The 16,796-nt window shown below is 61.1% G+C and carries 16 protein-coding genes and 2 tRNA genes; 7 read left to right on the top strand and 11 right to left on the bottom strand.

Translation table 11 applies throughout. The features are described 5' to 3' along the window. Positions 1 to 9 precede the first annotated feature (9 nt). The 5 genes from RTI28_RS02540 to fdhA all read left to right on the top strand — a co-directional run bounded on the left by RTI28_RS02540 (position 10) and on the right by fdhA (position 6,444). Entirely contained in the window at positions 10 to 339 is a 330-nt protein-coding gene (locus RTI28_RS02540; RefSeq protein WP_042124082.1) for a sarcosine oxidase subunit delta, read from the top strand. Beyond that, positions 336 to 3,353, top strand: coding sequence for a sarcosine oxidase subunit alpha (locus RTI28_RS02535; protein ID WP_316918967.1), 3,018 nt, complete (start codon positions 336 to 338; stop codon positions 3,351 to 3,353). Before RTI28_RS02540 ends, RTI28_RS02535 begins: the two co-directional genes overlap by 4 nt. A 104-nt stretch (positions 3,354 to 3,457) precedes the next feature. Beyond that, positions 3,458 to 4,090: a sarcosine oxidase subunit gamma gene (locus RTI28_RS02530; RefSeq protein WP_316918966.1), complete on the top strand. Its 633-nt coding sequence runs from the start codon at positions 3,458 to 3,460 to the stop codon at positions 4,088 to 4,090. Between the two features lie 14 nt (positions 4,091 to 4,104). Beyond that, complete coding sequence (purU, locus tag RTI28_RS02525; RefSeq protein WP_042124077.1) at positions 4,105 to 4,962, top strand: formyltetrahydrofolate deformylase; 858 nt, start codon at positions 4,105 to 4,107, stop codon at positions 4,960 to 4,962. A 282-nt stretch (positions 4,963 to 5,244) separates the two neighbouring features. Further along, positions 5,245 to 6,444 (top strand): formaldehyde dehydrogenase, glutathione-independent, encoded by a 1,200-nt coding sequence (gene fdhA / locus RTI28_RS02520; RefSeq protein ID WP_042124075.1) that lies wholly within the window; start codon positions 5,245 to 5,247, stop codon positions 6,442 to 6,444. A 111-nt stretch (positions 6,445 to 6,555) separates the two neighbouring features. On the opposite strand, the gene RTI28_RS02515 is transcribed toward fdhA, so the two are convergent. The 11 genes from RTI28_RS02515 to thrS form a co-directional block, all read right to left on the bottom strand. Then, entirely contained in the window at positions 6,556 to 7,974 is a 1,419-nt protein-coding gene (locus tag RTI28_RS02515) for an IS1182 family transposase (RefSeq protein WP_316918965.1), read from the bottom strand. A 136-nt stretch (positions 7,975 to 8,110) separates the two neighbouring features. Further along, positions 8,111 to 8,186: transfer RNA gene (locus tag RTI28_RS02510), tRNA-Gly, on the bottom strand. 85 nt (positions 8,187 to 8,271) lie between these two features. Continuing rightward, positions 8,272 to 8,348, bottom strand: a tRNA-Pro gene (locus tag RTI28_RS02505). 100 nt (positions 8,349 to 8,448) lie between these two features. Continuing rightward, positions 8,449 to 8,805 carry a MerR family transcriptional regulator gene (locus RTI28_RS02500; protein WP_009394050.1) on the bottom strand — a complete coding sequence of 119 codons (357 nt, stop codon included), beginning with the start codon at positions 8,803 to 8,805 and terminating at the stop codon, positions 8,449 to 8,451. Next, positions 8,786 to 9,088, bottom strand: a complete 303-nt coding sequence (ihfA, locus tag RTI28_RS02495) for an integration host factor subunit alpha (protein ID WP_009394049.1) — start codon at positions 9,086 to 9,088, stop codon at positions 8,786 to 8,788. The genes RTI28_RS02500 and ihfA overlap by 20 nt, the downstream gene beginning before the upstream one ends. Before the next feature lie 3 nt (positions 9,089 to 9,091). Next, positions 9,092 to 11,467 (bottom strand): phenylalanine--tRNA ligase subunit beta, encoded by a 2,376-nt coding sequence (gene pheT, locus RTI28_RS02490; protein ID WP_316918964.1) that lies wholly within the window; start codon positions 11,465 to 11,467, stop codon positions 9,092 to 9,094. Positions 11,468 to 11,503: 36 nt separating this feature from the next. Continuing rightward, a complete protein-coding gene (gene pheS, locus RTI28_RS02485) occupies positions 11,504 to 12,520 on the bottom strand; it encodes a phenylalanine--tRNA ligase subunit alpha (RefSeq protein ID WP_316918963.1) in 1,017 nt (338 codons plus the stop codon). Between the two features lie 107 nt (positions 12,521 to 12,627). Further along, positions 12,628 to 12,984, bottom strand: coding sequence for a 50S ribosomal protein L20 (gene rplT, locus RTI28_RS02480; RefSeq protein WP_009394046.1), 357 nt, complete (start codon positions 12,982 to 12,984; stop codon positions 12,628 to 12,630). A gap of 28 nt (positions 12,985 to 13,012) precedes the next feature. After that, entirely contained in the window at positions 13,013 to 13,207 is a 195-nt protein-coding gene (rpmI, locus tag RTI28_RS02475) for a 50S ribosomal protein L35 (protein ID WP_009394045.1), read from the bottom strand. A 60-nt stretch (positions 13,208 to 13,267) separates the two neighbouring features. Beyond that, a complete protein-coding gene (gene infC / locus RTI28_RS02470; RefSeq protein ID WP_316919113.1) occupies positions 13,268 to 13,819 on the bottom strand; it encodes a translation initiation factor IF-3 in 552 nt (183 codons plus the stop codon). Beyond that, the gene (gene thrS, locus RTI28_RS02465; RefSeq protein WP_316918962.1) at positions 13,819 to 15,741 is read right to left on the bottom strand and encodes a threonine--tRNA ligase; all 1,923 of its coding nucleotides are present in this window, start codon (positions 15,739 to 15,741) and stop codon (positions 13,819 to 13,821) included. Before thrS ends, infC begins: the two co-directional genes overlap by 1 nt. A 365-nt stretch (positions 15,742 to 16,106) precedes the next feature. Between thrS and RTI28_RS02460 the strand changes: the two genes are divergently transcribed. Both RTI28_RS02460 and RTI28_RS02455 read left to right on the top strand, forming a co-directional pair. Beyond that, on the top strand, positions 16,107 to 16,421 hold the full coding sequence (locus RTI28_RS02460; RefSeq protein WP_316918961.1) for a hypothetical protein: 315 nt from the start codon (positions 16,107 to 16,109) through the stop codon (positions 16,419 to 16,421). Positions 16,422 to 16,575: 154 nt separating this feature from the next. Continuing rightward, positions 16,576 to 16,788, top strand: coding sequence for a cold-shock protein (locus RTI28_RS02455; RefSeq protein ID WP_316918960.1), 213 nt, complete (start codon positions 16,576 to 16,578; stop codon positions 16,786 to 16,788). Positions 16,789 to 16,796: the final 8 nt, after the last annotated feature.

Here is a 16,796-nt window from a genome sequence, read left to right as displayed (position 1 = left end):
GAAACCACCATGCTGCACATCTTCTGTCCACACTGCGGCGAACTGCGGTCCGAGGAAGAGTTCCACTCGTCCGGCCAGGCGCACATCCCGCGTCCGCTGGACCCGAACGCCTGCACCGACGAGCAGTGGGGCGACTACATGTTCTTCCGCGACAACCCGCGCGGCCTGCACCACGAGCTGTGGATCCACGCCGCCGGTTGCCGCCAGTACTTCAACGCCACCCGCGACACCGTGACCTACGAGATCCTGGAAACCTACAAGATCGGCAGCAAGCCACAGGTCACCGGCAAGAGCAGCGCCCCGCAGTTGGTCGCCAACGGCCAGGGAGAAAAGGTATGAGCCAGGTTTATCGCCTCTCCAGCGGCGGTCGCATCGACCGCAGCAAAGTCTTGAATTTCACCTTCAACGGCCAGAGCTACCAGGGCTACGCCGGTGACAGCCTGGCCGCCGCGCTGCTGGCCAACGGCGTCGACATCGTCGGGCGCAGCTTCAAGTACTCGCGTCCGCGCGGCATCATCGCCGCCGGTGCCGAGGAGCCGAACGCGATCCTGCAGATCGGCGCCAGCGAAGCCACGCAGATCCCCAACGTGCGTGCCACCCAGCAGGCCCTGTATTCCGGCCTGGTCGCCACCAGCACCAACGGCTGGCCGAACGTGAACAACGACGTCATGGGCATCATCGGTAAGGTCGGCGGCAAGATGATGCCCCCCGGCTTCTACTACAAGACGTTCATGTACCCGCAGTCGTTCTGGATGACCTACGAGAAGTACATCCGCAAGGCCGCCGGCCTCGGTCGCGCGCCGCTGCAGAACGACCCGGACACCTACGACTACATGAACCAGCACTGCGACGTGCTGATCGTCGGCGCCGGCCCTGCCGGTCTCGCCGCGGCCCTGGCTGCTGCGCGCAGCGGGGCGCGGGTGATCCTCGCCGACGAACAGGAAGAGTTCGGCGGCAGCCTGCTCGACAGCCGCGAGAGCCTCGACGGCAAGCCGGCGGCCGAATGGGTCGCCGCGGTGGTCGCCGAGCTGAAGAGCCTGCGCGAAGTGACCCTGCTGCCACGGGCTACGGTCAACGGCTACCACGACCACAACTTCCTGACCATTCACGAGCGCCTGACCGACCACCTCGGCGATCGCGCACCGATGGGCCAGGTGCGTCAGCGCATGCACCGGGTCCGCGCCAAGCGCGTGGTCCTGGCCACCGGCGCCCACGAGCGTCCGCTGGTGTACGCCAACAACGACGTGCCGGGCAACATGCTGGCCGGCGCCGTCTCCGTCTACGTTCGCCGCTACGGCGTGGCCCCGGGCCGCAAGCTGGTGCTGGCGACCAACAACGACCACGCCTACCGCGTCGCCCTCGACTGGCACGACGCCGGCCTGCAGGTCGTCGCCATCGCCGACGCACGCCACAACCCGCGCGGTTCGCTGGTGGAAGAAGCCCGTGCCAAGGGCATCCGCATCCTGACCTCCAGCTCGGTGATCGAGGCTCGCGGCAGCAAGCGCGTCAGCGGTGCCCGTGTCGCCGCCATCGACGTGAAGGCGCACAAGGTCACCAGCCCTGGCGAGTGGCTTGAATGCGACCTGGTCGCCAGCTCCGGCGGCTACAGCCCGGTGGTCCACCTGGCCTCGCACCTGGGCGGCAAGCCGGTCTGGCGTGAAGACATCCTCGGCTTCGTGCCGGGCGACGCACCGCAGAAGCGCGTGTGCGTCGGTGGTATCAACGGCGTGTTCGGCCTGGGCGAGAGCCTGGCCGACGGTTTCGAGGGCGGCGCCCGCGCGGCCAGCGAGGCCGGCTTCAAGGCCGCTGCCGTCAGCGCGCCGAAAGTCCTGGCGCGCCAGGAAGAAGCCACTGTGGCGCTGTTCCAGGTTCCCCACGAGAAGAACACCGCTCGCGCGCCGAAGCAGTTCGTCGACCAGCAGAACGACGTCACCGCCGCCGCCATCGAGCTGGCGACCCGCGAAGGCTTCGAGTCGGTCGAGCACGTCAAGCGCTACACCGCGCTGGGCTTCGGTACCGACCAGGGCAAGCTGGGCAACATCAACGGCCTGGCCATCGCCGCCCGCTCGCTGGGCATCGGCATCCCGGAAATGGGCACCACCATGTTCCGTCCGAACTACACGCCGATCACCTTCGGCGCGGTCGCCGGGCGTCACTGCGGTCACCTGTTCGAGCCGGTGCGCTTCACCGCGCTGCATGCCTGGCATGTGAAGAACGGTGCCGAGTTCGAAGACGTCGGCCAGTGGAAACGGCCGTGGTACTTCCCCCGCGCCGGCGAGGACATCCACGCCGCCGTGGCCCGTGAATGCAAGGCCGTGCGCGACAGCGTGGGCCTGCTGGACGCCTCGACCCTGGGCAAGATCGACATCCAGGGTCCGGATGCCCGCGAGTTCCTCAACCGCATCTACACCAACGCCTGGACCAAGCTCGACGTGGGCAAGGCCCGCTACGGCCTGATGTGCAAGGAAGACGGCATGGTCTTCGACGACGGCGTGACCGCCTGCGTCGGCGACAACCACTTCATCATGACCACCACCACTGGCGGCGCGGCGCGCGTCCTGCAGTGGCTGGAGATCTACCAGCAGACCGAATGGCCGGACCTGAAGGTGTACTTCACCTCGGTCACCGACCACTACGCGACCCTGACCCTGTCCGGCCCGAACAGCCGCAAGCTGCTCGCCGAAGTCAGCGACATCGACCTGGACAAGGACGCCTTCCCGTTCATGAGCTGGAAGGAAGGCCTGGTCGGCGGCGTGCCGGCGCGGGTGTTCCGGATCTCGTTCACCGGCGAGCTGTCCTACGAGGTGAACATCCAGGCCAACTACGCCATGGGCGTGCTGGAGAAGATCGTCGAGGCCGGCAAGAAGTACAACCTGACCCCGTATGGCACCGAGACCATGCACGTCCTGCGTGCCGAGAAGGGCTTCATCATCGTCGGCCAGGACACCGACGGCTCGATGACCCCGGACGACCTGAACATGAGCTGGTGCGTCGGCCGCAACAAGCCGTTCTCCTGGATCGGCCTGCGTGGCATGAACCGCGAGGACTGCGTGCGCGAGAACCGCAAGCAGCTGGTGGGCCTCAAGCCGGTCGACCCGAACAAGTGGCTGCCGGAAGGTGCGCAACTGGTGTTCGATCCGAAGCAGCCGATCCCGATGGACATGGTCGGTCACGTCACCTCCAGCTACGCGGCCAACTCGCTGGGTTATTCCTTCGCCATGGGTGTGGTCAAGGGTGGCCTGCAGCGCATCGGCGAGCGGGTCTACTCGCCACAGGCCGACGGCAGCGTGATCGAGGCGGAGATCTGTTCTTCGGTGTTCTTCGATCCCAAGGGTGAGCGGCAGAACGTTTGAGGCCCAGGTGGGCTGCGCTCCTCCCCCGTAGGAGCGTGGCTTGCCCGCGAAGGACCGCAACGCGGTCCCAAAACGGTTTCCAGAATTCAGGCAGGTATAAAAAGATGAGCGCCATCAACGTCTACGAACAACGCCCCGGCGGCGACGCCAAAGCCGAATCGCCGCTGCACCACGCCGACCTGTCCAGCCTGGTCGGCAAGGGCCGCAAGAACGCCGGGGTGACCCTGCGCGAGAAGAAATTCCTCGGTCACCTGACCATCCGTGGCGATGCCCACGACCCGGCCTTCGCCGGCGGCGTGTTCAAGGCCATCGGCCTGGAACTGCCGGTGGCCCTGACCGTGGTCGCCAATGGCGACATGTCGCTGCAGTGGCTCGGCCCCGACGAGTGGCTGCTGATCGTCCCCGGCGGCCAGGAGTTCGCCGTGGAGAACGCCCTGCGCGACGCGCTGCAGGGCCAGCACATCCAGGTGGTCAACGTCAGCGGCGGCCAGACCCTGCTGGAACTGAGCGGTCCGAAAGTGCGTGAAGTGCTGATGAAATCCACCAGCTACGACGTGCACCCGAACAACTTCCCGGTGGGCAAGGCGGTCGGTACCGTGTTCGCCAAGTCGCAACTGGTGATCCGCCGCACCGGCGAGGAAACCTGGGAACTGCTGATCCGCCGCAGCTTCTCCGACTACTGGTGGCTGTGGCTGCAGGACGCTTCCGCCGAATACGGTCTGGCCATCGAAGCCTGAGCAGGAGAATCAGCATGAGTCGCGCCCCGGACACCTGGATTCTCACCGCCGACTGCCCGAGCCTGCTCGGTACCGTGGATGTGGTCACCCGCTTCCTCTACGAGCAGCGTTGCTATGTCACCGAGCACCATTCGTTCGATGACCGGCTGTCCGGACGCTTCTTCATTCGCGTCGAGTTCCGCCAGCCGGACGACTTCGACGAGGCAGGCTTTCGCGCAGGCTTGGCCGAGCGCGGCGAGGCCTTCGGCATGCTCTTCGAGCTGACCGCGCCGAACCACCGGCCGAAGGTAGTGATCATGGTCTCCAAGGCCGATCACTGCCTCAACGACCTGCTCTATCGCCAGCGCATCGGCCAGCTGGGCATGGACGTGGTGGCGGTGGTGTCGAACCACCCGGACCTCGCGCCATTGGCCGAGTGGCATCACATTCCGTACCACCATTTCCCCCTGGACCCCCACGACAAGCCGGCGCAGGAGCGCAAGGTGCTGCAGGTGATCGAGGAATCCGGAGCGGAGCTGGTGATCCTCGCCCGCTACATGCAGGTGCTGTCGCCGGAACTGTGCCGGCGCCTGGATGGCTGGGCGATCAACATCCATCACTCGCTGCTGCCCGGTTTCAAGGGCGCCAAGCCGTATCACCAGGCCTACAACAAGGGCGTGAAGATGGTCGGTGCCACCGCGCACTACATCAACAACGACCTCGACGAAGGCCCGATCATCGCCCAGGGCGTCGAGGTGGTGGACCACAGCCACTACCCCGAGGACCTGATCGCCAAGGGCCGGGATATCGAGTGCCTGACCCTGGCGCGGGCGGTGGGTTATCACATCGAGCGACGGGTGTTCCTCAACGCCAACCGCACCGTCGTTCTCTAAGTCCTCCTGGGACCGCTTCGCGAGCAAGCTCGCTCCCACAAGGTTTCTTTGCCGGGCCCATTTTTGTGGCCTGGCAGGTAACCCTGTGGGAGCGAGCTTGCTCGCGAATGCATTCTGGATACCTCCACGGGACTGCCGCCGATAGATAAACCACTGTCGCAACCAGTGCCGGCATTCACGCCCGAGCGGCCCACAATTCCCCCATTCCAGTAACACTGGCCGCCCATGGACGGCGGCGCTTCAACCAACGCTGCATAAATACAAATCAAGCGAGGTAAGAGCATGTCTGGCAATCGTGGAGTGGTGTATCTCGGCGCCGGAAAGGTCGAGGTGCAGAAGATCGACTATCCGAAGATGCAGGACCCGCGCGGTCGCAAGATCGAGCACGGTGTCATCCTCAAGGTGGTCTCCACCAACATCTGCGGCTCCGACCAGCACATGGTTCGCGGCCGCACCACTGCCCAGACCGGACTGGTCCTGGGCCATGAAATCACCGGCGAGGTCATCGAGAAGGGCAGCGACGTCGAGAACCTGAAGATCGGCGACCTGGTCTCCGTACCGTTCAACGTCGCCTGCGGCCGCTGCCGCTCCTGCAAGGAAATGCACACCGGCGTCTGCCTGACCGTCAACCCGGCCCGCGCCGGCGGTGCCTACGGCTATGTCGACATGGGCGACTGGACCGGCGGCCAGGCCGAGTACGTGCTGGTGCCCTACGCCGACTTCAACCTGCTGAAACTGCCGGATCGCGACAAGGCCATGGAGAAGATCCGCGACCTGACCTGCCTGTCCGACATCCTGCCGACCGGCTACCACGGCGCGGTCACTGCTGGCGTTGGCCCGGGCAGCACCGTGTATGTCGCCGGTGCCGGCCCTGTCGGCCTCGCTGCCGCCGCCTCGGCACGCCTGCTGGGCGCCGCCTGCGTGATCGTCGGTGACCTCAACCCGCTGCGCCTGGCGCATGCCAAGGCCCAGGGCTTCGAAGTGGTCGACCTGTCCAAGGACGCCCCGCTGCACGAGCAGATCATCGACATCCTCGGCGAGCCTGAAGTGGACTGCGCGGTCGATGCCGTTGGCTTCGAGGCCCGTGGCCATGGCCATGAAGGCGCCAAGCACGAGGCCCCGGCCACCGTGCTCAACTCGCTGATGCAGGTCACCCGCGTTGCCGGCAAGATCGGTATTCCGGGCCTGTACGTGACCGAGGATCCGGGTGCGGTGGACGCTGCCGCGAAGATCGGTGCCCTGAGCATCCGCTTCGGCCTGGGCTGGGCCAAGTCGCACAGCTTCCACACCGGCCAGACCCCGGTGATGAAGTACAACCGTGCGCTGATGCAGGCGATCATGTGGGACCGCATCAACATCGCCGAGATCGTCGGGGTGCAGGTGATCAGCCTCGACCAGGCGCCGGAAGGCTATGGCGAGTTCGATGCCGGTGTGCCGAAGAAATTCGTGATCGACCCGCACAAGACGTTCAGTGCGGCGTAAGCGGAAATGAAGAAGGGGCCATGATACAGACTGTGTGAAAACACACTGACAGGCCCTATACCAAACGCCCCGACTTGTTCGGGGCGTTTGTTTTTGTGCTGAAAAGGCTCTTCAGCCCATCAGTTGCATCATTTGCTTGGCACCCAGGACACTGATCGCCCGCTTGAGGTTGTAAGCGGTCACGGCAAGAGCCATTTCAGCTCTTGTCCCTTCGAGTTGTCGCAGCAGGAAGCGCCCGTTCCCAAATATCCATTGTTTGAGGTTGTCAAACGGGTGCTCCACGATGGATCGACGCCGCTCCATCATCTCTGGATGCAGGTGCATCCGCTGCGCCATACGCTCAAAGGCTTCTTCTTGTGCGTGACGCGAGACATAGCGGCGCTTGGCCGTCGTGCATTGGGTTTTCAGCGCACATCCGGCGCAGTCGCTGATTGCCGCTTGATAGATCCGGTCGCCCTTGTGACGCTGCTTCAGCGTCAGCCACTGACCTGCCGGGCACTGGTACCGATCCTGTTCGGCGTCGTAGGTAAAGTCCTGGCGCTCGAATAATGTCTCTGCGCCTGGGTTTGAGGTTCGGTTTGGCGGCACGTACGCGGTAATGGAGGCTTCCTCACATGCCTGGAATTGTTGGCCATTCGAATAGCCCATATCGGCTGTCACGGACAGCGCTTCTTGCCCCAGCTCAGCCTTGGCGGCTTTAGCCATAGGTTCAAGCTGCTTGCGATCATCACCCTCTTGCGTCACCTCGTGATGCAAAATCAGGCAGTGTTCTGCGTCAACGGCGGTCTGCACGTTATAGGAAACACGCACTCCTTTTGGCGTGCGCATCATTCGGGCATCGCTTTCGTAAGTGTTGAATTGCTCCAGCCCCATCGATTTCATCAAAGCCTGGCAAGTGCGGTTGTCTTGCTGCTTGGCCTCAAGCTTCGCCAAGGCCGCTTTGATCGCAGTGCGATCTACTACTTGTTCGCCCTCAAACTTGTCAGCCGCATCCAGGTCAGCCAGATATTGGGCGATCCGCTTATCCAGCTTCTCGTCCTGACGTTTGAGTTGATTCAAGTGCAAATGGCGCCGCGAGGACACGACGGCCTGAAACTTGCTCCCGTCGATGGCAACCAGGTCACCAGCAATCAAACCGGTAGTTTGGCAGAACTGCACAAAGGCCCGGCATGTCGCGATGAACGCAGCTTTGTTGTTCTTGCGAAAGTCAGCGATGGTCTTGAAGTCAGGTTTGAGTCGGTTGATCAGCCACATCACCTCGATGTTGCGCTGGCACTCGGCTTCCAGACGCCGCGATGAACGTATGCGCTGAAAATAGCCATAGAGGTAGAGTTTGAGCTGATCGGCGGGGTCGTACGCAGGGCGCCCGGTGGCCTTGGGCTGAGTTTTCTCAAAGCCGAGCTGACCCAGATCCAGCTTGGTGACATACAGGTCGATGACCCGTACGAGGTGATCTTCAGGGATCAATTCCTCCAGCGAAACCGGGAACAGACTGGTCTGGCTGCGAGACTCTCCTTGTATGTAGGCCATAACGAAAAATGCTCCGTATCTTTCGATACGGAGCATTCTCTTAAAGGGCCGGGCAGATTGCTAGGTTTTCACACAGTCTGTTTCGGCCCTTTTTCAACGACTTACAGACTTCCATGGAACCCTGTAGATCTATATTTGGAGCGGGAAACGAGACTCGAACTCGCGACCCCGACCTTGGCAAGGTCGTGCTCTACCAACTGAGCTATTCCCGCAAATCAGGTTCCAGCGGTCAAAAAGCATCACCACTGGATAAAAAAATCCAGTTACCAATCAGTAACTGGATCTTCTAGGGATTTTTGGTCGGGACGGAGTGATTCGAACACTCGACCCCTTGCACCCCATGCAAGTGCGCTACCGGGCTGCGCTACGCCCCGACTGAATTCTCGATGTTGCTGAGAACGTTGAAGAATCTACCTTAAGCTTTTGAATTTTGGAAGGATTATTTTCATGCGCCTGCCAAGATCCAGGTTTCGGTCATTTCTTCAGGACTACCAGTACATCCTCCAATTCGACAATCATCTGCCGAATCAGTTGTTTGTACTGGGTGGTGTCATCCTTGGCTTCATCACTGGACAGGCGCAGACGCGCACCGCCGATGGTGAAGCCCTGGTCGTAAAGCAAGGCGCGGATCTGCCGGATCATCAGCACATCCTGGCGCTGATAATAACGGCGGTTTCCGCGGCGCTTGACCGGGTTGAGCTGAGGAAACTCCTGCTCCCAGTAACGCAGCACGTGCGGTTTTACCGCACAGAGCTCGCTCACTTCACCAATGGTGAAATAGCGTTTTCCCGGGATCGGCGGGAGTTCATCGTTATGGCTTGGTTCCAGCATAAGCCTCAACCCGGGCCTTCAGTTTCTGCCCTGGACGAAAGGTGACGACGCGGCGTGCCGTAATCGGGATTTCTTCACCCGTTTTCGGATTTCGCCCCGGACGCTGGCGCTTGTCGCGCAGATCGAAATTGCCGAACCCGGATAATTTGACCTGCTCGTTGTCTTCGAGAGCGTGCCTGATTTCCTCAAAGAACAGTTCGACCAGCTCCTTGGCCTCACGCTTGTTCAGGCCCAACTCTTCATAGAGCCGTTCTGCCATCTCAGCTTTCGTCAGAGCACCCATACGCTATTTCCTTAACGTGGTGTTCAACCTTTGTTCGAGCGAGGCGAGGATGTTTTGGGTCGCGGCATTCACCTCATCATCATTAAGAGTGCGCGATGGATGCTGCCAGGTCAAGCCGACCGCCAGGCTTTTTCTATCAGGATCAATACCTTTACCCTGGTAGACGTCAAACAGCCTGAGGTCTGTGAGCCATTCGCCTGCGTTGTCACGAATTACTTCAAGCACGGCGCTCGAAGCAACATCACGTCCCGCGACCAAGGCCAGGTCACGACGCACTTCCGGGAACTTGGACAGTTCATGGAATTTCGGCAAGCGCCCTTCCACCACTTCACCCAGCACCAGTTCGAATGCGAACACGGTACGGTCAAGACCCAGGGTCCGAGCCAGCTCGGGGTGCAGCGCGCCCAGGTAACCGACTTCGCGACCGTTACGCTCGATCAACGCCGTCTGCCCCGGGTGCAACGCAGGGTGTTTGCCGGCGCTGAAGGTGAACTCGTTCAGCGAGCCGGACGAATTCAGCAGCGCTTCAACATCGGCTTTCACATCGAAGAAGTCGATGCCGTCACGACCATTGGCCCAGCCTTCCGGCAGGCGGCTACCGCAGACCACACCGGCAAGCATCGGCTGCTGTTGCAGTCCTTCAAGCTGACCGACGAAGCGCAGGCCGCTTTCGAACAGACGCACGCGATCCTGCTGACGATTGAGGTTGTGCTGCAGCGCCTTGACCAGGCCCGGCCACAGGGACGCACGCATGGCGGCCATGTCGCTGGAGATCGGGTTGGCCAGCAGCAACGGCTCGACGCCCGGCGTGAACAGTTCGAACAGCTTGGGATCGATGAAGCTGTAGGTGATCGCTTCCTGGTAACCACGAGCAACCAGCAGACGACGCAGCGCCGGCAGTTCACCACGTGCCTCGGCACGGGCCTGCGGGGCCAGGCGGGCTTGAGGATAACGAACTGGCAGGCGGTTGTAGCCATACAGTCGAGCCAGCTCTTCGATCAGATCGACTTCCAGGCTGATGTCGAAGCGATGGCTTGGTACCTCGACCAGCCACTGCCCTTCCCCGGCGCTGGTTTTCAGACCCAGTGCGTTGAGCAGTTGCTCGACTTCGGCACTGGCCATTTCCATGCCCAGCATCTGCGAAATGCGCTCGGCACGCAGGGTGATTGGCGCGACGTGCGGCAGGTGTTGCTCACTCAGCGCTTCGATGACCGGGCCGGCTTCGCCGCCGACGATGTCCAGAAGCAGGCCGGTGGCGCGTTCCATGGCTTCGCGGGCCAGTTGCGAGTCGACACCGCGCTCGTAACGGTGCGAGGCATCGGTGTGCAGGCCGTAGGAACGCGCCTTGCCCGCCACGGAAATCGGCTCGAAGAAGGCACTTTCCAGGAAAATGTCCTTGGTGGTCGCGGACACACCACTGTGCTCGCCACCCATGACACCCGCAATGGCCAGCGCGCGGCTGTGGTCGGCGATAACCAGGGTATCGGCACGCAGGGTGACCTCCTGGCCGTCCAGCAGTACCAGCTTCTCGCCCTCTTCGGCCATGCGCACGCGGACGCCACCGTTGATTTCGGCGAGATCGAAGGCATGCAGCGGCTGACCCAGCTCCAGCATCACGTAGTTGGTGATGTCGACCGCTGCGTCGATGCTACGAACGTCGGCACGACGCAGACGCTCGACCATCCACAGCGGAGTCGGACGCGACAGGTCGACATTGCGAATCACACGACCCAGGTACCGTGGGCAGGCGGCTGGCGCCAGCACTTCGACCGGACGTACTTCATCGTGCGCCGGGCCGACAGCAGGAACCACCGGACGAGTGACCGGCGCGGCGTACAGGGCGCCGACTTCGCGGGCCAGACCGGCCAGGGACAGGCAGTCACCGCGGTTCGGGGTCAGGTCGACCTCGATGCTGGCGTCGTCCAGGTCCAGGTACTCACGGATGTCCTGACCGACCGGCGCATCAGCGGCCAGCTCTAGCAGACCGTCGTTGTCGTCGCTGATCTGCAGTTCGGAGGCCGAACACAGCATGCCATTGGACTCGACACCGCGCAGCTTGGCCTTCTTGATCTTGAAGTCGCCCGGCAGTTCGGCGCCAATCATGGCGAATGGGATTTTCAGGCCCGGGCGCACATTGGGCGCGCCACAGACGACCTGGAAGGTCTCGCTGCCGCTGCTCACCTGGCAAACACGCAGCTTGTCGGCGTCGGGGTGCTGCTCGGTGCTCAGCACCTCGCCCACCACGATACCGCTGAATTGGCCGGCGGCCGGGGTCACGCTGTCGACTTCAAGACCTGCCATCGACAGACGAGCCACCAGCTCGTCACGGGAAACCTGCGGGTTGACCCAACCGCGCAGCCACTTTTCACTGAATTTCATCCTGCTCTCCTGAAAGATTCGTTACGGGTGCGCGACCTAGCGAAATTGCGCAAGGAACCGCAAATCGTTGTCGAAGAACAGGCGCAAATCGTTGACGCCATAACGCAGCATGGCCAGGCGTTCAGCGCCCATGCCGAAAGCGAAACCAGAGAACTCTTCGGGGTCGATGCCGGACATGCGCAGCACGTTCGGATGAACCATGCCGCAACCCATGACTTCCAGCCAGCCAGTCTGCTTGCACACGCGGCAGCCTTTGCCGCTGCACATCACGCACTGGATGTCGACTTCAGCCGAAGGCTCGGTGAAAGGGAAGAACGACGGACGGAAACGTACCGCCAGCTCTTTCTCGAAGAACACCCGGAGGAATTCTTCGATAGTGCCTTTGAGATCGGCGAAATTGATGTCGCGATCAACCAGCAGGCCTTCGACCTGGTGGAACATCGGCGAGTGGGTCAGGTCCGAGTCGCAGCGATAGACGCGGCCCGGGCAGACGATGCGGATCGGCGGCTGCGAGGACTCCATGGTCCGGACCTGCACCGGCGAGGTGTGGGTACGCAGCAGCATGTTCGCATTGAAATAGAAGGTGTCGTGCATTGCCCGCGCCGGGTGGTGGCCGGGAATGTTGAGCGCTTCGAAGTTGTGGTAGTCGTCTTCGACTTCCGGGCCTTCGGCGATGCCGTAGCCGATATGGGTGAAGAACTGCTCGATGCGCTCGAGAGTACGGGTGATCGGGTGCAAACCACCGGAAGTCTGGCCACGCCCCGGCAAGGTCACGTCAATGCATTCGGCCGCCAGGCGAGCGCTGAGCTCAGCCTCTTCGAAGCCGGTCTTGCGCGCATTGAGCACTTCGGTGACGCGCTCCTTGGCGTCGTTGATCAGGGCGCCGACTTTCGGACGCTCGTCGGCAGGCAGGTTGCCCAAGGTCTTCATCACCTGGGTCAGTTCGCCTTTCTTGCCAAGGAATTGAACCCGGATCTGCTCCAGGGCATTGATGTCTTCAGCGCGTTCCACAGCCTCCAGGGCTTGGGAGACCAGCGCATCCAGGTTTTCCATGTACAGACTCCAGATACGAAATAGGGGAAGAGCTTACAGGCTCTTCCCCTATTTATGACGTTTAACATTCGCCGCCGGATTCGCCGGCGAATGATTGTCGTGGGTACTTAAGCCAGGACGGCTTTAGCTTTCTCGACAATCGCAGCAAACGCCGCTTTTTCGTTCACTGCCAGATCAGCCAGAACCTTGCGGTCGATCTCGATGGAAGCCTTTTTCAGGCCGGCGATCAGACGGCTGTAGGACAGGCCGTTGTTACGAGCACCAGCGTTGATACGGGCGATCCACAGAGCGCGGAACTGACGTTTTTTCTGACGACGGTCGCGGTAGGCGTATTGACCTGCCTTGATGACCGCTTGCTTGGCAACACGGAATACGCGGGAACGCGCGCCGTAGTAGCCTTTAGCCAGCTTCAGAATTTTCTTGTGACGCTTACGAGCGATGACGCCACGCTTTACACGAGCCATGAGTTATATCCTCTATCTTTGACCGAAATTAACGTACGCGCAGCATGCGCTCGACTTTTGCAACGTCCGACGGGTGCAGCAGGCTGCTACCACGCAGTTGACGCTTACGCTTGGTCGACATTTTGGTCAGGATGTGGCTCTTGAAAGCGTGCTTGTGCTTGAAGCCGGAAGCGGTTTTCAGGAAACGCTTCGCGGCACCGCTTTTGGTTTTCATTTTTGGCATGTTCGGATACTCCGCATTCAGTGGATAAACATAACCGCAAGGCCTGCCGTGCCCTGGTGGTTACTTCTTTTTCTTGGGGGCGATGACCATCATAAGCTGGCGTCCTTCCATCTTCGGATGCTGCTCAACGGTGCCGTATTCGGCGAGGTCGGTTTCGACCCGCTTCAATAGCTCCATGCCCAGCTCCTGGTGAGCCATCTCACGGCCGCGGAATCTCAGAGAGATCTTGGCCTTGTCCCCATCATTAAGGAAACGTACCAGGTTGCGTAGTTTTACCTGGTAATCCCCTTCTTCCGTCCCTGGACGAAACTTGATTTCTTTGATCTGGATCTGCTTCTGGTTCTTCTTCGCCGCAGCCTGCTGCTTCTTCTTCTCGAAGAGGCTCTTGCCGTAGTCCATGACCCGGCACACAGGAGGTACAGCGTCAGCAGAAATTTCTACCAGATCCAGCTTCGCTTCATCAGCGATACGAAGCGCTTCATCAATCGAGACGATGCCAATCTGCTCGCCGTCAGCGCCAATTAACCGAACCTCGCGTGCCGAGATATTCTCGTTGATCGGGGCCTTCGGTGCAGTTCGTTTATCCTGTCTCATATCACGCTTAATGGTAATTACTCCGAATCTTGGCGACCACGCCGGGAAACCGCTTGCGCAAGCAAGTCCGCGAACTGGGCGACGGGCATGGAACCCAGGTCAGCACCTTCACGGGTACGCACAGCGACAGTTTGCGTTTCGACTTCCCGATCTCCAATAACCAAGAGATAGGGAACCTTGAGCAAGGTATGCTCGCGGATTTTAAAGCCGATCTTTTCATTTCTCAAGTCAGACTTGGCACGGAATCCGCTATTGGTCAGGGTTTTTTCCACCTGCTGAGCGAATTCGGCCTGTTTGTCGGTGATATTCATGACCACCGCCTGGGTCGGCGCCAGCCAGGCCGGGAATGCACCTTCGTAGTGCTCGATCAGGATTCCGACGAAACGCTCGAACGAACCGAGGATGGCACGGTGCAGCATCACCGGATGCTTGCGGCCGTTGTCTTCGGAAACGTACTCGGCGCCAAGGCGAATCGGCAGGTTGAAGTCCAACTGCAAGGTACCGCACTGCCAGACACGCCCCAGGCAATCCTTGAGCGAGAACTCGATCTTCGGACCATAGAAGGCGCCCTCGCCCGGCTGCAGGTCATAGGGCAGACCGGCGTTGTCCAGGGCGGCGGCCAGCGCGGCCTCGGCACGATCCCACAGTTCGTCGGAACCCACGCGCTTTTCCGGACGAGTGGACAGCTTGAGCTGAATGTCCTGGAAACCGAAGTCGGAGTAGACGTCCATGGTCAGCTTGATGAACGCGGCCGATTCGGACTGCATCTGCTCTTCGGTGCAGAAGATGTGCGCGTCATCCTGGGTGAAACCGCGCACGCGCATGATGCCGTGCAGCGCGCCGGATGCTTCGTTGCGGTGGCAGGCACCGAACTCGGCCAGACGCAGCGGCAGTTCGCGGTAGCTCTTCAGCCCCTGGTTGAACACCTGCACGTGGCACGGGCAGTTCATCGGCTTGACCGCGTAGTCGCGGTTCTCCGACTGGGTGGTGAACATGTTGTCGGCGTAGTTGGCCCAGTGGCCGGACTTCTCCCACAGGGTACGGTCGACCACTTGCGGAGTCTTGATCTCCAGATAGCCGTTCTCGCGCTGGATCTGGCGCATGTACTGCTCCAGCACCTGATACAAGGTCCAGCCGTTCGGGTGCCAGAACACCATGCCCGGCGCTTCTTCCTGGAGATGGAACAGCCCCAGGCGCTTGCCGATCTTGCGGTGATCACGCTTCTCGGCTTCTTCGATGCGCTGGATATAGGCAGCCAGCTGCTTCTTGTCGGCCCATGCGGTGCCGTAGACGCGCTGCAGCTGTTCGTTCTTGGCATCACCGCGCCAGTAGGCGCCGGACAGCTTGGTCAGCTTGAACGACTTGAGGAAACGGGTGTTCGGCACGTGCGGACCGCGGCACATGTCGACGTATTCTTCGTGATAGTACAGGCCCATGGCCTGCTCATCAGGCATGTCCTCGACCAGGCGCAGCTTGTAGTCCTCGCCGCGGGCCTTGAACACCTCGATCACCTCGGCGCGCGGGGTGACCCTCTTGATGACGTCGTAGTCCTTGTCGATCAGCTGCTGCATGCGCGCTTCGATCGCCGCCATGTCTTCAGGCGTGAAAGGACGCTCGTAGGCGATGTCGTAGTAGAAGCCTTCGTCGATGACCGGACCGATGACCATCTTCGCGGTCGGGTAAAGCTGCTTCACTGCGTGACCGACAAGGTGCGCGCAGGAGTGACGAATGATTTCCAGCCCCTCTTCGTCCTTGGGCGTGATGATTTGCAGACTGGCGTCGTGTTCGATCAGATCACAGGCATCGACCAGCTTGCCATCGACCTTGCCGGCCACGGTGGCCTTGGCCAGACCGGCGCCAATGGATGCGGCGACCTCGGCGACGGTAACCGCCTTGTCGAACGTGCGTTGACTGCCATCGGGAAGAGTAATTACGGGCATGGCGCCTCCTCTCCTAGTGGTGACCCCTACCAAAGGTCACGTGGGTTGGGATGAGCCAGTACGCGATTCGCCCCTGTCCCTCCTTGCGGAAGGCCTGCCTCACAGTGGCAGAAGTCGGATGCCTGCCAGGGAACGAACCAGAGTGACTGGAACAGAAATGGTCCGGGAGCGCGCGAACCAGACGTTCGGCGAACCCGAGCCGCGCATGCTAGCACATGCGCTGGCGCAAGCGACGAGCCGCGCTGCGACAAATGGAAATAATTGGAAAATTGGCTGCCGAGTGAACTCCTGCGGATTTTTTCCTCTCAGAATCATTGAAGCGTCCTACTCTTCCATGAGACCGATTACCCAAGGAGTTCCTGGTTATGCGTCTTCATTCTCTTCTCATCCTGACCGCCGCCGCTTCCCTGCTGCTGCCCGTGGCCGCCAATGCCGGACCCTGGCCGGCCGGCAAGAAAGGCAAATACATGGATGAGTGCGTACAGGCCGCGCAACAACAATACCCAAACATCGACATCAAGCAGCTCGACGCTCATTGCAAATGCGGCGCGGATGCCATTGAAAAGAATTTCACGACCAAGCAGATCGAGGACCTCGAGTCCTCCGCAGATGGCGTCGAAGCCGGCCTCCCGGAGAGGGCCCAGCAAGCGGTACAGGCCGCCTGCGCACCGAAGAAATGATGAGGATCCGGCACACCCTTGCGCCAGATCAGCATTCGATGAAGCTAAAAGCCACCACCTGCGAATAATTCGACTATGATGTCCGAGTGCATCCTGTTGGCTCTCGGCGACACCGCACTACCGAAAAAATCAAGTTTTCCTGGAGATACACCTCATGTCCAATCGCCAAACCGGCACCGTCAAATGGTTCAACGATGAGAAAGGCTACGGCTTCATCACTCCTCAAGGTGGCGGCGACGACCTGTTCGTTCACTTCAAGGCCATCGAATCGGACGGTTTCAAATCGCTGAAGGAAGGCCAGTCCGTCTCCTTCGTGGCCGAAAAAGGCCAGAAGGGCATGCAGGCTGCACAGGTTCGCCCAGAGTAATCACTCTG

Origin of the sequence: Pseudomonas sp. zfem002, from assembly GCF_032621685.1 — a bacterium.
Classification (GTDB): domain Bacteria; phylum Pseudomonadota; class Gammaproteobacteria; order Pseudomonadales; family Pseudomonadaceae; genus Aquipseudomonas; species Aquipseudomonas japonica.
Note: the sequence above shows the minus strand (reverse complement) of the source record. Positions and strands in the feature narration are given on the sequence as shown.